Below are 14,816 nucleotides of genomic sequence, written 5' to 3' on the forward strand. Positions count from 1 at the left end.
CAACATGCAAATTGTTAAAATTTCACCGCGGGGCTATTGCTACGGCGTCGTTGACGCTATGGTACTCGCACTGCAAACGGCTAGAAATCTTGAGCTGCCGCGGCCAATATATATTTTGGGAATGATTGTGCACAATGCACATGTGACGGAAGCGTTCGAGCAGGAAGGCGTTATTACGCTGGATGGGGACAATCGTCTGGAAATTTTGGAGCAGGTTGAGCAGGGGACGGTCATATTCACCGCACATGGCGTTTCCCCAGAGGTTCGCAGGCGAGCCAAGGACAAGGGATTGACGGTTGTGGATGCAACCTGCCCTGACGTAACGCGCACGCATGATCTGATTCGCGAGAAGATGGCTGAGGACTACCACATTATTTATATTGGCAAAAAAAATCACCCGGAGCCGGAGGGCGCCATTGGCGTAGCCCCGGATCGGGTGCATCTTATCGAGCGTGTCGAGGATATTGATTTGCTGGAAGTGCCGGAGGGCAATATCGTCATTACGAATCAGACCACGATGTCGCAATGGGATATTCGCCATATTATCAGCAAGCTGCTTGAAAAGTTTCCAACGGCTGAAGTCCATAATGAAATTTGCTTGGCAACGCAGGTTCGTCAGGAGGCCGTAGCCGGACAGGCAGGGGAGGCTCAGCTTTGTATCGTCGTTGGCGATCCGCGCAGCAACAACTCCAACCGCCTGGCACAGGTGTCGGAGGAAATTGCCGGCGTTACCGCTTACCGTGTGGCGGATGTATCGGAAATTAAACGGGAATGGCTCATTGGCATTGAGCGTGTAGCCGTTACTTCTGGCGCCTCAACGCCTACACCGCTTACGAAGGAAGTTATTACGTATTTAGAGCAATACAATGACGATGACCCTTCAACGTGGGAAATCGTTCGTACTGTTAATATGGAGAAGCTGCTTCCCAATGCCCGCAAAAAGTCAGTTGTTGCGCGCCCGGAAGTGCCAGAGACGCCGTAAGGCGTCTTTTTTCTATCTTTTACCCTTGACGGGAGGCGCCGCTTCTTATATAATCACTTTAACAAGTAAAAGCATAAAAGCCACAAAGCATAGAAGCGTCGAAGCGAACAAGCGTCTAAGTGAAAAAGGAGAGATTTGAAATGATCGTTATTACTAACCCGCATATTGAAGAAGCAAGAATTGCTGAAATTGTTGCTCATATTGAAGCAGCAGGTGTGCAAGCTCATGTATCAAGAGGAACGGATCGAACTGTAATTGGTATTATAGGGAGCGCTGCGCCTACACTAGCCGAGCATCTTCGCCAGCTCAAGGGCGTTGAAAATGTCATTAAAATTTCCAAATCCTACAAGCTTGCAAGTCGTGATTTTCACCCAGATGATACCATTATTGACATTAAAGGCGTTAAAATTGGTGGAAATAATTTAGTTATTATGGGTGGACCATGTGCCGTTGAAACACCAGAGCAAATTGATGAAATTGCTCGACTGGTTAAAGCGGCAGGTGGACAGGTGCTTCGCGGTGGAGCCTTTAAGCCTCGCACAGGTCCATACAGCTTCCAAGGCGTAGGTGTTGAAGGCTTGGTCATGATGGCAGAAGCGGGACGCAAGCATGGCTTGCTAACGATTACTGAAGTGATGACGCCGGAATACGTAGATGTATGCGCCGAATATGCGGATATTCTCCAAGTCGGCACGCGCAATATGCAAAATTTCGACCTGCTCCGCAAGCTTGGAACGATTCAAACCCCTGTATTACTGAAGCGGGGCTTCAGCTCAACGTACGACGAATTCCTCAATGCAGCGGAATATATTCTTGCTGGAGGCAATCCGAACGTGATGCTGTGTGAGCGCGGAATCCGAACATTCGAGACCTACACAAGAAATACACTTGACTTGTCAGCTATTCCAGTATTGCAAAGCCTTAGCCATTTGCCAGTGATCTCTGACCCGAGTCATGGTACAGGCCGCCGCGAGCTAGTCGAGCCGATGTCGAAGGCATCCGTAGCTGCTGGAGCGAATGGGCTGATTGTCGAAATGCATACAGATCCAGACAATTCGATGACTGGGGATGGGGTACAATCGTTGTTCCCTGACCAGTTCGCTAATTTATTAAAGGATTTAGAAAAGCTCGCCCTAATTGTTGGAAAAGAATTTAACACGGAGAAGGCACCAGCAGAAGCTTTCAAAGAGTGGAAAATATAATGGAACGAAAAAGCCGTTAATTCCTATGTAAATAAAGGGATTGCGGCTTTTCCTTTTGCTGCAAATACTAAGAATTTATAAGTTTCACACTATAAATGGGCTTATATTTCTCCGCCAAAGCTCTTCATCGCCATGGAAGGACGACGAAGTCTTTTGTGCTTGTTAGGAGGAATTGTGAACAAATGTGTAAACCTGTAAGTATAGCTAACATACGAATAAAAAATACCTCACATAACTATTGACGATGCTAATATCGTAGTCTTATAATAACGTCATGGTTTGGAACGATAGGAGAACGTTACCCGTTCAATACTAAGCAAATGTTCGGAAATGGAGGAAATATCTGATGTCAGTTCAAAATGTTTTGGACACAATTAAAGAAAATAACATTCAGTTCGTAGATTTCCGGTTCGTGGATCTTTTTGGTCATGCGCACCACATTACCCTTCCTTCGACAGAAGTTGACGCCGATACTTTCGTAAATGGTGTAGCTTTTGACGGTTCCTCGATTCCGGGTTTCCGTGGAATCGAAGAGTCGGATATGGTTATGATGCCAGATCCTGAATCGGTATTTATCGATCCTTTCACTGATCACCCAACTCTAAATGTAATGTCTAACATTCATACGCCTGATGGCGAACGCTACGAGCGCGATCCGCGCAGCATCGCTCAAAAAGCGGAAGAGTTTCTGCAAAAATCCGGTGTAGGTACGACAGCGTTTTTCGCTCCTGAATCCGAATTTTTCATTTTCGACGATGTTCGTTACGAAAGCTCGATGAACACTTCCTTCTATTCGGTTGATTCCGAAGAAGCTGGCTGGAACACTGGCCGCAAAGAAGAAGGCGGAAACCTTGGCTTTAAAGTTCCAGTTAAAGGCGGTTACGTTCCAGTAGCTCCGGTTGACTCCCAACAAGACATCCGCAGCGAAATGGTTCGCCTGATGCAAGAAACAGGTCTTCGCGTTGAGCGTCATCACCACGAAGTAGCAACTGCTGGTCAAGCAGAAATCAACTTCCGCTTCGACACGCTGACTAAAACAGCTGATAACTTGATGAAATACAAATATATTATTCACAACACAGCTCGCCAATACGGAAAAGTTGCAACATTCATGCCTAAACCGCTGTTTGGCGATAACGGTAGCGGTATGCACGTTCACTCCTCCATCTTTGATGGCGACACGCCTTTGTTCTATGAAAAAGGTGCTTACGGTAACCTGAGCCCACTGGCTATGAACTACATCGGCGGAATTTTGCACCACGCTCCAGCTTTGATCGCGCTCACTAACCCGAGCACAAACTCGTTCAAACGTCTGGTTCCTGGCTACGAAGCTCCAGTTAATCTGGTGTTCTCCAAAGGTAACCGTTCGGCCGCGATCCGTATTCCAATCGCTTCCGTTACACCTAAAGGCTGTCGTATTGAATTCCGTACTCCGGACTCCACAGCTAACCCTTATATCGCATTTGCAGCGATGCTGCTTGCAGGTCTTGACGGTATTAAGCGCAAGCTTGATCCAGTTGCATTGGGCTATGGTCCTTTCGACAAAAACATTTACGAATTGCCAGAAGAAGAGAAGAAGGATATCCGCAGCGTACCTGGTACGCTTGACGAAGCGCTGAGCGCTTTGGAAGCAGATTCCGAATTCTTGACTGAAGGCGGCGTATTTACAGAAGACTTTATCGCTAACTATGTTGCATTCAAACGCAACGAAGCGAAAACTGTTTCGATCCGTGTTCATCCGCACGAGTACAGCCTGTACTTCGATTGCTAGAATGAACGTTGAAGGGGCCTCCAATGGGGGCTCTTTTTTCTATTTAGTCGCTGGAGTAATAAGCATCCTTTAAAGGATGCATTGGCAAGCCGGTAGCTGAAAGCGATGCTCTTTTGGATATGTATTTATTGAAAAACCGAATATTAACAAGAAATCAATAATAAAGTGTTCGACTTTTGTCACGAAAAGACGGGAAACTACTTGATGCGGACCTCTAAAATTGCTATTATAGCGATATCATGTTAATAACTAAAGGTGGTTATCCGAAGATGAAGAGAGCATTCAATTTTAATGCAGGACCAGCCGCTTTACCGCTTGAAGTACTTGAGCAGGCTCAGCAGCAATTCGTAGAGTATCAAGGCGCGGGCATGTCCATTATGGAAATGTCGCACCGCAGCGAGCTATATGAGCAAGTTAACAATGAGACGCAGGCTCTTTTTCGCGAAATTTACGGCATTCCTGACAATTATCATGTTCTGCTGCTGCAAGGCGGCGCAAGCACGCAATTTGCAACCATTCCAATGAATTTTCTCACCCCAGGCAAGGTTGGCGCTTATGTGATGACTGGCGCATGGGCAGAGAAAGCAATCAAGGAAGCCAAGCTTGTTGGCGAGACAGCAATAGCTGCTACTTCAGAGGCTGACAAGTTCAACCGTATTCCGGCACTTTCCGACATTCAGCTGCCTGATCAAGCCGCTTATTTGCATATTACGACAAATGAGACGATTGGCGGAACGCAATTTGCTGAATTTCCGCAAACCGGCAATGTACCGCTCATTGCGGACATGTCGAGTGATATTTTGAGCCGTCCGGTCGATGTCAGTCAGTTTGGACTGATTTATGCTGGAGCTCAGAAAAACCTTGGTCCATCGGGCGTGACGGTAGTTATCGTTCGTGATGATCTCATCAAAGAAAGCCCTAAGACGATTCCAGCTATTTTCCGCTATGATACCCATGCGAAAGCAGGCTCGCTGTACAACACGCCGCCTTCCTTCTCGGTCTATATGGTCAATCTGGTGCTGAAATGGATTAAAGCAAGAGGCGGAGTTGCTCAAATTAATCAATATAACCGCGACAAAACGAGCCTTATTTACAATACGATTGATCAAAGCGGCGGCTTCTATTATGGCTTTGCAGCTCCGGAAAGCCGTTCGCTCATGAACATTACATTCCGATTGCAGGATGCAGAGCTTGAGAAGAAATTTATTAAGCAATCGGAAGCGGAAGGTTTTGTTGGCCTGAAGGGTCACCGTGATGTAGGCGGGCTTCGCGCTTCGACTTACAATGCAGTTCCACTGGAAAGCTGCAAGGCGCTTGCTGAATTTATGGCTGAATTTCAGAAAAACAACGGATAATCGCAGTCCCTACTCGTTAAAGGATAGAAAAACCGCCCGCACCTTTCATTATTGAAAGGAACGGGCGGTTCTTTCGTATCATTAGGCAAGGGTTTGCTCCAAAGCGCTTGGGCCATGCAGCTTGTAGCCTACGTTGCGAACAGTCATGATATATTCGGGGGTTCGGGCATTTTTTTCGATTTTATCGCGGAGATGGCTAATATGGACGTCTACGATACGGGTATCGCCGAGGAAGTGATAGTCCCATACGCCATGAAGCAGCTGCTGGCGGCTCAGCACCTTGCCTTTATGCTTGCAGAGGAAGACGAGCAGCTCGAATTCCTTCGGCGTCAGCTCGATTAGCTTGCCGTCAATGAGCACTTCCCGCTCATCTGGGCGAACCGACATGCGGCCAATGTCAATGGCGCTTGATGGTACAGCTCCAGGCAGTGATTGTAGTCTGCGGAAAATGGCTTGAATGCGCGATATTAGCTCCTGTGGGCTGAAGGGCTTGGTCATATAATCGTCAGCACCATTATCGAGTCCGGCAATTTTATCGGTAACATCTTGCAGGGCGGTCAGCATAACAATGGGAACAGCGTTGTTTTGCTTGCGCAGCTCGCGGCACACTTGAATGCCATCCATTTTCGGCAGCATGAGATCGAGAACGATGAGATCTGGTCGAAAGGGACGCAGCATATCAAATACGGCTTCTCCGTCATCTACGCATCTGACGTCGTATCCGGCTAGCTTCAGGTTGAATTCAATCAGCATGGAGATGGAGGGCTCGTCATCCACGACGAGAATTTTCTTCTTCAACATGTTGTCTTATTAAGCCTCCCTTATCCTAAACATGTCTTTGTTCATAACTACATTATGAAGATAGACGTTCAAGCAGGGATTAAGAGCACGTTAACGGGATGTAAAATTTCATTCCTAATTCAAATAAAATAGTAATTCATGTATAATAGGCAAGGGACAAGGGGTGACAACGAGAAGATGGCATTTCACATTGTGTTAGTAGAACCGGAAATACCCGCTAACACGGGCAATATTGCGCGGACATGTGCGGCAACAGGTGCGCATCTGCATCTGGTGCGTCCGCTGGGCTTTCAAACGGATGACAAGACGCTGAAGCGGGCGGGCCTGGATTATTGGCATGCGGTTCATGTCGAGTACCATGATTCCTTCCAGGAGCTGCAGGAGCAGTATGCTGATGGGCGGTATTTCTATGCCAGTACGCGAGCGGTCAAAGCCTATAATGAGTTTCAGTATCAGGATGGGGATTTTTTCGTATTCGGCAAGGAAACGAAGGGTTTGCCTCAAGAGCTGATTGAAGCGAATTTGAGTACATGCATTCGGATGCCAATGACGGATAAGGTTAGATCGCTTAATTTATCCAATTCGGCGGCGATCGTCGTGTACGAAGCGCTTAGACAGAACGATTTTCCTGGACTGTCTTAAAATAGAGGCGGCCTGCGAATCATTTTAGTTATTGCAGATTCAAAGCTTGATGGCAAGGTGAAGCATTTACTTAAGGATTTTTTAAAACGATTTACTTAAAGAGAGAATCAACAATGGGGAAACAGAGGCAGAGCGTTAAGGCAATGAACTGTCGGGGTTTCACGAAAAAGGCTTGCAAACTAGACACAGGAGAGGTGAACAACGATGAAACCAGCAGGTGTAGTAAGAAAAGTGGATCAACTCGGACGTATCGTTCTTCCAAAATCGTTGCGTAAACGTTACCAGATGAATGAGGGAGATCCGGTTGAAATTTTAGTGCAGGGCGACCATATTATTTTGGAGCGTTACCGTCCAAAATGTGTGTTCTGTGGTTCAATGGAAGAAGTACGCGAGTTTAAAGAACGTTTTTTATGCGGCGTTTGTGCGGCAGAAATGGGCCAGCTCTCCCGCTAACCTTATATATGCTTACTAGGTAGCACATAATAGGTAACAATCAAAAGAAGCTTCCCCATGGAGCAGCTATAGCTGCGTTCCTTCGGAGAAGCTTCTTTTGTTGTAAGCTGATGGTTCTGCTTACAGGCCTTTGGTTTTGTCATCGTTGTAAGAAGCGGTGAACATAGCCGTCAAAAACAAGACGAAGACAGTCATTACAATAATGAATGTGATGGACATTAATGGCACCTCCAAAATCCTCATGCAACTGTTTTCATTATACCCAACCTGCCCGAAAAAGAAAACTTTAAATATGGGCTGCACCTTGATAACATAGAGCTATAAGCGTTAAAGCTTGCATTTTAGGAGGAGTCGAACCATGGATTACCGTTTTTCATCACGAGTGACCGCTCTCAAGTCGTCGGTCGTAAGAGATATACTTAAGCTGACGCAGGGCAAGGATATGATATCATTTGCTGGCGGGCTGCCGGCTGAGGAGCTGTTCCCCGTGCAAGCCATTCGCGAAGCGGCCGATCGGGTGTTTACGAAGGGCGCAGGTGCTATGCAATACGGTTTGACCGAGGGCTTCTTGCCGCTGCGTGAGCAGCTGTGCGAGCGTATGGGCTATAAGGGCATGAATGTTTCCCCTGACGAAATGCTGCTAACGACAGGCTCACAGCAGGCGATCAGCCTCATTATTGAAGTGCTCACCGAGCCTGGCGATACGATATTGGTTGAAAGGCCGACTTATCTCGCTTGCTTGCAGGTATTTGAGATGAATGGCTTAAATGTCATTGCAGCGGAAAGCGATGAGCATGGCATTGTGGCCGAGGATGCAGAGCGGCTTATTCGCGAGCATCGTCCAAAGCTTGTATATGCCGTGCCTACCTTCGGCAATCCGACGGGACGCGTCTGGAGCACAGAGCGCAGACAACAGCTGCTCGCGCTTTGCAGCTCTTATGGTGTGCCAATATTGGAGGATGATCCATACGGAGAAATAAAATACGATGTAAATGCGGTTTATCCGACATTGTTTGCGCTTGATCAGCAAGCAGGCGGTGCGGGCTCGGTTATTTATACGAGCACGTTCTCTAAGACGGTTGCGCCAGGGCTGCGAACAGGCTGGGCAATGGGGCCGGCGGAAGTTATTGCGATGATGGCTAAGGCGAAGCAGGCGGCCGATTTGCATTCCAGCGCGATAGATCAGCAAATTGTCAGCGAGCTGCTGGATAGCTTCCCGCTGGATGAGCATATTAAAGTTATCTCTGCCTCCTACGGCGAGCGGATGCGTGAAATGCAAGGGCTGCTGGCAGGGCAGCATATTGAAGGCTTACGCTGGATTGAGCCGAAGGGCGGCATGTTCTTATGGCTGGAGCTGCCAGAAGGTCTTGATGCGGAGGCTTTGCTAAGGGCTTCCGTGCAGAAGGGCGTTGCTTTCGTGCCCGGAAGCTCCTTCTACGCCTATGATCCGCAGCGCAATACGGCGCGGCTCAACTTTACTTATAACATTGGTGCCAAAACTGCGCTCGGTGTAGAGCGCTTCGCTGAAGCGGTCCGCGAGTTTACGGCTCGCTCCTAACCTGATTGCTTGGCAAAGCAGCAACCCAATCGGCGATGACCTCGGCGTATTCAATCAAGGCGGCTGCTCCAGCGGGTAGCAGCCGGTATTTGCCGCGCTGCTCGCGCTCGAACCAGCCGTAGTGATTGTCGCGCAGCACAGCGCCGCTGCGCGGGAAGCTCGTCAGCGCGGCAACCTGGCTAGGCGATTGCGCCTCTCCCAGCTGCTGGAGCGCGTAGGCGCAGCGCAGCGCCTTCTCGCGATAGGCAGTCACCAGCTTGCGGCCGGTACTGCCGCCTACATTATAATCGCCGCTGCGCTCGCGAAATTCAAGAAGCAGCCTAGCCTGCTTCTTGCGGCGTGTTCCACGCTGCGGCGTCTCGCCAGGCTCGCACAGCACATCAATGACAGGCGCCTTCGTCTTGAAGAAGGTGACGGTCATTAGGCCAATGCCGAGCATGCGGCACAGCTCGGTAATTTCACCGAAGCGCTGATTGTGCGCTCCGCTTTTTTTACGGTTGCGCTCGACTGCGAGCACGACTTGATCATTTATACGAAGGCGTTCAATCCCTTGCAGCAGCAGGGCGAGATTGAACGTCTTTTTCATTTCAACGATGATGGTTTCTTCGGTATCGGCATGCCTTGCAACGAGATCGCAGTGCAGCACCTCGCTTTTGACGACGAAGCCGCGCGCCTCATAATAAGCTTTTATCGGCTTGTATAGCTCCTCTTCCTTGCCTACTGCCACGTGCATTCCCCCACTTTCTTCTAACTATTATAACAAAAGGAGAGGGAGCGCGGGCAGATTGAATGGATTTGTCCAAGCGTAAACGGCTGAAACTGTCCGCTGGCGGTGCGGCGCGTTTCAGTTCGAGAAATATAAACTCATTTATAAGGGTAGAGCTTATAAATGCTTATATTTCAAGCAAACCCGCGCTGCTGGCATACTTGTCGCAATATGCATGATTACCGCCTAAAATAGTGGTCAATTTCCACGCGGAATACGCATAGACATGTAATACTTCAATAAAGTTTGTTCCACTCGCAAAGGATTTTACTAGCAAATGCCGAGCGAAGGGAAAAATTGCGTATTGCGGAAGCGATGGGAGGAGGCACGGCATGGACATTTTCAAGCGAATATCGGAGTACCAAGCAGAGAGTGAGAAGCTGGCCTGGGTTGGATCATTCAAGGATTATATCGAGCTGCTGAGACAGGATCCATCCCCGGCCATGACGGCGCACGCGCGTGTCTATGAAATGATTGAATCCTATGGAGTCGAGGAGAGGGATGGGAAGAGGCGGTACAAATTTTTCGAGCAGGAAATTTATGGGCTGGACCGTTCTGTTGAAAAGCTTGTAGAGGAATATTTTCACTCCTCGGCGCGAAGGCTTGATGTGCGCAAACGGATTTTGCTTCTCATGGGCCCAGTCAGTGGAGGGAAATCGACGCTGGTTACGATGCTCAAAAAGGGGCTTGAGAAATATTCCAGAACGAAACGCGGCGCCGTCTATGCGATTAAGGGCTGCCCGATGCATGAAGAGCCGTTGCATCTCATTCCGCATGAGCTGAGAGGCGAGATTGAGCAGGAGATTGGAGTGAGAATCGAAGGCAATCTATGCCCTTCCTGCCAGATGAGGCTGCAAACCGAATATGGCGGCGATATTCAAAATGTTCAAGTGGAGCGCGTATTCATCTCGGAGGATAATCGTGTTGGTATTGGAACCTTTAGTCCGTCTGATCCAAAATCGCAGGACATTGCCGATCTCACCGGCAGCATTGATTTTTCTACGATTACGGAATTTGGCTCAGAATCCGATCCGCGGGCTTATCGCTTTGACGGCGAGCTGAACAAGGCGAACCGGGGGCTTATGGAGTTTCAGGAGATGCTGAAATGCGATGAAAAGTTTTTGTGGAACCTGTTGTCCTTGACGCAGGAGGGTAATTTTAAAGCGGGCCGGTTTGCGCTCATTTCCGCTGATGAATTAATTATTGCCCACACGAATGAGACGGAATACAAATCCTTCATTAGTAATAAGAAAAATGAAGCGCTCCAGTCGCGGATGATCGTCATGCCGATTCCGTATAACCTGAAGGTGTCCGAGGAAGAGAAAATTTATACGAAGCTCATCGGCCAGAGCGACATGAAGCATATTCATATTGCGCCGCATGCTTTGCGGGCTGCTGCTATTTTCTCCATACTTACCCGTCTGAAGGAGACGAAAAAGCAGGGCATGGATTTGGTGAAAAAGATGCGGATGTATGACGGCGAAGAAATTGAAGGGTTCAAGGATGCCGACCTTAAGGAGATGCAGACCGAATATACCGAGGAAGGCATGTCCGGCATTGATCCTCGCTATGTCATCAATCGGATTTCGAGCGCGCTGATCAAGCAGGATATGCAGTGCATTAATGCGCTGGATGTGCTTCGCGGCTTGAAGGATGGCCTTGACCAGCATCCATCTATTACGAAGGAGGAGCGGGAGCGTTATTTGAACTTTATTTCGGTAGCCCGCAAGGAGTACGATGGCCTAGCCAAAAAAGAAATTCAGAAGGCCTTCGTCTATTCCTATGAGGAGTCGGCGCGCACGTTGTTTGAAAACTACCTCGACAACATCGAGGCTTATTGCAACTGGGCTAAAATCAAAGACCCGCTCACCGGCGAGGAGCTTGATCCGGATGAGCGCCTAATGCGTTCTATTGAGGAGCAAATCGGCGTTTCGGAAAATGCGAAAAAAGCGTTCCGCGAAGAAATTTTAATTCGAATCTCTTCTTATTCCCGCAAAGGGAAAAAATTCGATTTCACCAGCCACGAGCGGCTGCGTGAAGCGGTGGAGAAGAAGCTTTTCACCGATCTGAAGGACGTCGTGAAAATCACGACCTCTACGAAGACGCCGGATGAAATCCAGCTCAAGCGGATTAATGAAGTGACGAAGCGGTTAATTGATGAGCACGGCTATTGCCCGGTATGCGCTAATGAGCTGTTGCGTTATGTTGGCAGTCTGCTTAATCGCTAACGAACCTAATAGGAGTGTATCAGGAAGTTCGGTGGAGCAGCTGCCCACCGAACTTCTTGGCGTTGCCTGGATGACACTGGGGTGTCATTTTCATTGATTCAGAATTTAGATAAAAAAGAAATATTATAACAAGAAGGTAAATGTTGTATTTTGTCGAATATCCTGTTTTGTAACCAACTATAGTTGCATGTTCCTACATGATGCTGGCAGTCTATTCGTTATTGGCATTTGGAATTAAAGTGCATACGGCTTTAATTTGACCATAGCATGGAAGAGCAAGCATACAGAGAAGAAATAAATCGGGATGGAGGGGACAGATGATCGGTTATGATCGCTTGCGGGTGGAGGACCCTTTCAAGCTGAAGCATATCACGGATGTGGCGATGAGTTGGAAGCCAGGCGAGCATGGGACGCTGCGAATTAGCGGGATCGTCGAGGAGGAGCTGCGGACGAACGCCACGCTGGAAGCGGTGTGGCAGGATAAAATCGCCTTGTACGACGAAGAAGAGGGCAAGCGGAAGCCGCTGTTTAAGGGTGTCGTCACGTCCGTACAGACGGTGCATCACAATGGGGTGTACACCGTCGACATTGAGGCGGTATCGGGAAGCATCTATAGCGATTTGAAGAAGCGGAAGCGATCTTTTCAGGATACGAGCCAGACGTATGGGGCAATCATGACCACGGTGCTTCGTGCCTATCCAGGTGGAGATGTGCTGCTTCAGCAAGGAGAAAAGGAAAAACCGTCTGAGCCTGTCCTTCAATATGAGGAAACGGATTGGGAGCTGACGAAACGGCTAGCGAGCCAGTTCCAGTCGGTCGTCGTCTGTGATATATTGGAAGAAACGCCGAAGCTGTTCATAGGGATGCCGGAGGGGAAAGAGCATAAGCTGCCAGAAGGCGCCTCCTATACGGTGAGCAAGGATTTAGCGGCGTTTCAAAAAGCGGGCGGAGAAGCAGCGGGCCTGCATGATACGGATTTTTTCGGTTATGAAATAGAGTCTCGGACGTTCTATCGCTTGGGCGACCGCTTTAAGATTCGGGGATATATTGAGCTGATCGTATCGTCGATGACGGCGCGACTAGAAAAAGGCCAGCTGATCTACCACTACCGTCTGTCGCGGGAAGCGGGGATACGAGAGCAGCCTAAGATGAATAGCAGGCTGTCCGGCCTGACGCTGCAAGGAGAAATTCTGGCGGTGAAAGGCGAGCAGGTGCAGGTGCATCTGGCGATTGACGACAAGCAGGACAAGGGAACGGCGCACTGGTACCGATACGCCCCAGAGACGGGAAGCGCGATGTACAGTATGCCGCAGGTAGGGACGAAGGCGAATCTGTATCTGGCCGATGCAGGTGGTCAAGAAGCGATTGTTACGGGCGGCGTACGAACGAACGGAGCGAGTGCGGAAAAGACGGCAGATCCGAACAACCGCTATTTTGGCACGGAGCATGGCGGTGAAATGAAGCTGTCGCCGACGGGAGTCGAGTTCACAGGCGGAAGCAAGGAGCCGCTGTTTTTGAAGCTGGATGATGCCGTCGGCATTATTTTGAGCAGTCCGCGCAAGCTGACGCTGACGGCGAAGGAAGAGATTTCACTGTTCACGCCGAAGCGTGTCGTGATTGGCGCGCAAGCGCTGCTGGTTGCGAAGAAGACGAGTGCGCCAAGTGGAATTACGCTGGAAGGCGAATATAACCTAATGGGGGCGCAGATTCGGACGGAGGGGAAGGATCGGACGAGCTATGCGCCGTATGACGATGCGCCCGTAGAAGGCGAGCCGCCGCCTCCACCGCCCCCACCGGAAAAGCCGCCGTTCAGTTGGAAGAAGCTCGGCATGAACGTGCTGGCAGGTCTGGCTGTCGTAGCCGTTGTCGCGGTAGCGGCAGCTTTTACGGTAGCGACATTAGGAGCCGGAGCAGTCGTTGTCGGCGCCGTGCTAGCTGGAGCGGCTATTGCAGGAACGGCGGCCGTCGTGAGCCAAGCGGTGTCGGATATTGCACGCGGTGAGGTCAGCGATATGGGCACGTATGTGTCAACGGCCTTTCGAGAGTCGGTGATCGGGGCGATATCTGGAGCGGTGTTTGGCCCGTTCGGTCCGATGGCGAATCTAGGTGGACGTATGGCATTTGGTGCGGTGCAGAATGGGTTTGAAAGCGTCATTCGTCAGACAATGGAAGGCAAAAGATTTAGTTTTGGTACACTGGCGCTGGATATGGGAATCGGCGGTTTAACCGGTGGTATAATGGATTCACGTCTTACGAAGGCAATTGGTAACAAGATCGCTGGTGCGAAAATTGTGAAGACCTTAGGCAATGCATTTGGCGATTCACTGAATAAAATGACAGGCTGGATTGGGAATGCGACTGATGTGGTTAAAGCGAAACTGATACGTGATGCATTGGATATTAAGGATGCAGCAGCTACTGGTTGGAAGAAGCTACAGAATGCCATGACGATTAAGAAGATGGGTGATGATCTTGTTCCGGTAGGTTCTGGAGGAAGTGTTAAACTTCATGATAGTCCTGATTCTATACCTCCAAGTCCGTCACAGCATCATAAGGATTTCTTTAGCGAATCCGAGGCTGGCAAGAAGGAATTGGCTGATCGTTTAAAGAATGAAGCTGAGGGAACGGGTGAAGTTGCTAAAGTAGGTTCTCATACTGTTGAGGAGTCTTTAGATAAAATTAATTCAATTCGGCAAGCCAATAATATCGCTTCTAAACGAAACATTGCATTCGCTGAGTATGAAATTAATGGGTCTATGGGTGAAATAATTGGGGTTAGTGGTAAAGCAGATAGAGTTGGAACAGCAGGAGTACCAAGTCAGCGGAAGTTCGAAACGATAACAACCTCTGATGGTAATCCAAGGACTTTAGATGCAGAGGTAAAAATCCTAGAGGAGTTAGCTTCTAAATTACCGAGTAATGCCTCAGGTAAAGTTCATCTTTTCTCCGAACTACCATTTTGCGATTCATGTTCGGGTGTAATAACACAATTCAAGGAACAGTTTCCTGATGTTGAGGTAATAATAAGTCATGGGCCAAGTAAAAGTAGGTAGGTGAT

11 protein-coding genes are annotated in these 14,816 nt (G+C 48.9%); 9 read left to right on the plus strand and 2 right to left on the minus strand.

Annotated elements, in window-relative coordinates; translation table 11 throughout:
- The first annotated feature begins 4 nt into the window (after nucleotides 1-4).
- The 4 genes from V5J77_RS07220 to serC all read left to right on the plus strand — a co-directional run bounded on the left by V5J77_RS07220 (nucleotide 5) and on the right by serC (nucleotide 5,310).
- Entirely contained in the window at nucleotides 5-982 is a 978-nt protein-coding gene (locus V5J77_RS07220) for a 4-hydroxy-3-methylbut-2-enyl diphosphate reductase (protein ID WP_338555103.1), read from the plus strand.
- A 140-nt stretch (nucleotides 983-1,122) separates the two neighbouring features.
- On the plus strand, nucleotides 1,123-2,184 hold the full coding sequence (gene aroF / locus V5J77_RS07225) for a 3-deoxy-7-phosphoheptulonate synthase (RefSeq protein WP_338555104.1): 1,062 nt from the start codon (nucleotides 1,123-1,125) through the stop codon (nucleotides 2,182-2,184).
- A 346-nt stretch (nucleotides 2,185-2,530) separates the two neighbouring features.
- Entirely contained in the window at nucleotides 2,531-3,955 is a 1,425-nt protein-coding gene (gene glnA, locus V5J77_RS07230; RefSeq protein WP_338555105.1) for a type I glutamate--ammonia ligase, read from the plus strand.
- A 269-nt stretch (nucleotides 3,956-4,224) separates the two neighbouring features.
- A complete protein-coding gene (gene serC / locus V5J77_RS07235) occupies nucleotides 4,225-5,310 on the plus strand; it encodes a 3-phosphoserine/phosphohydroxythreonine transaminase (RefSeq protein WP_338555106.1) in 1,086 nt (361 codons plus the stop codon).
- 81 nt (nucleotides 5,311-5,391) lie between these two features.
- Here the strand turns inward: serC and V5J77_RS07240 are convergent, their stop codons facing one another.
- A complete protein-coding gene (locus tag V5J77_RS07240; protein WP_338555107.1) occupies nucleotides 5,392-6,111 on the minus strand; it encodes a response regulator transcription factor in 720 nt (239 codons plus the stop codon).
- 177 nt (nucleotides 6,112-6,288) lie between these two features.
- Between V5J77_RS07240 and trmL the strand changes: the two genes are divergently transcribed.
- The 3 genes from trmL to V5J77_RS07255 all read left to right on the plus strand — a co-directional run bounded on the left by trmL (nucleotide 6,289) and on the right by V5J77_RS07255 (nucleotide 8,764).
- Entirely contained in the window at nucleotides 6,289-6,753 is a 465-nt protein-coding gene (gene trmL / locus V5J77_RS07245; RefSeq protein WP_338555108.1) for a tRNA (uridine(34)/cytosine(34)/5-carboxymethylaminomethyluridine(34)-2'-O)-methyltransferase TrmL, read from the plus strand.
- A gap of 204 nt (nucleotides 6,754-6,957) precedes the next feature.
- Nucleotides 6,958-7,206: an AbrB/MazE/SpoVT family DNA-binding domain-containing protein gene (locus V5J77_RS07250; RefSeq protein WP_338555109.1), complete on the plus strand. Its 249-nt coding sequence runs from the start codon at nucleotides 6,958-6,960 to the stop codon at nucleotides 7,204-7,206.
- A gap of 358 nt (nucleotides 7,207-7,564) precedes the next feature.
- Nucleotides 7,565-8,764 carry a PLP-dependent aminotransferase family protein gene (locus V5J77_RS07255; RefSeq protein WP_338555110.1) on the plus strand — a complete coding sequence of 400 codons (1,200 nt, stop codon included), beginning with the start codon at nucleotides 7,565-7,567 and terminating at the stop codon, nucleotides 8,762-8,764.
- On the opposite strand, the gene V5J77_RS07260 is transcribed toward V5J77_RS07255, so the two are convergent.
- On the minus strand, nucleotides 8,748-9,491 hold the full coding sequence (locus V5J77_RS07260) for a DUF2161 family putative PD-(D/E)XK-type phosphodiesterase (protein ID WP_338555111.1): 744 nt from the start codon (nucleotides 9,489-9,491) through the stop codon (nucleotides 8,748-8,750). The genes V5J77_RS07255 and V5J77_RS07260 overlap by 17 nt on opposite strands.
- Before the next feature lie 371 nt (nucleotides 9,492-9,862).
- Between V5J77_RS07260 and V5J77_RS07265 the strand changes: the two genes are divergently transcribed.
- Nucleotides 9,863-11,758, plus strand: coding sequence for a PrkA family serine protein kinase (locus V5J77_RS07265; RefSeq protein WP_338555112.1), 1,896 nt, complete (start codon nucleotides 9,863-9,865; stop codon nucleotides 11,756-11,758).
- Nucleotides 11,759-12,075: 317 nt separating this feature from the next.
- Complete coding sequence (locus V5J77_RS07270; RefSeq protein ID WP_338555113.1) at nucleotides 12,076-14,811, plus strand: deaminase domain-containing protein; 2,736 nt, start codon at nucleotides 12,076-12,078, stop codon at nucleotides 14,809-14,811.
- Nucleotides 14,812-14,816 lie beyond the last annotated feature (5 nt).

Source organism: Paenibacillus sp. KS-LC4, from assembly GCF_036894955.1.
Taxonomy (GTDB): Bacteria; Bacillota; Bacilli; order Paenibacillales; family Paenibacillaceae; genus Pristimantibacillus.

Bases quoted from the DNA above. Each gene is read 5' to 3' on its own strand.
- V5J77_RS07270 (WP_338555113.1), top strand. From the start codon at position 12,076: ATGATCGGTTATGATCGCTTGCGGGTGGAGGACCCTTTCAAGCTGAAG.
- V5J77_RS07220 (WP_338555103.1), top strand. From the start codon at position 5: ATGCAAATTGTTAAAATTTCACCGCGGGGCTATTGCTACGGCGTCGTT.
- V5J77_RS07255 (WP_338555110.1), top strand. From the start codon at position 7,565: ATGGATTACCGTTTTTCATCACGAGTGACCGCTCTCAAGTCGTCGGTC.
- V5J77_RS07250 (WP_338555109.1), top strand. From the start codon at position 6,958: ATGAAACCAGCAGGTGTAGTAAGAAAAGTGGATCAACTCGGACGTATC.
- V5J77_RS07240 (WP_338555107.1), bottom strand. From the start codon at position 6,111: ATGTTGAAGAAGAAAATTCTCGTCGTGGATGACGAGCCCTCCATCTCC.
- V5J77_RS07265 (WP_338555112.1), top strand. From the start codon at position 9,863: ATGGACATTTTCAAGCGAATATCGGAGTACCAAGCAGAGAGTGAGAAG.
- serC (WP_338555106.1), top strand. From the start codon at position 4,225: ATGAAGAGAGCATTCAATTTTAATGCAGGACCAGCCGCTTTACCGCTT.
- aroF (WP_338555104.1), top strand. From the start codon at position 1,123: ATGATCGTTATTACTAACCCGCATATTGAAGAAGCAAGAATTGCTGAA.
- trmL (WP_338555108.1), top strand. From the start codon at position 6,289: ATGGCATTTCACATTGTGTTAGTAGAACCGGAAATACCCGCTAACACG.
- glnA (WP_338555105.1), top strand. From the start codon at position 2,531: ATGTCAGTTCAAAATGTTTTGGACACAATTAAAGAAAATAACATTCAG.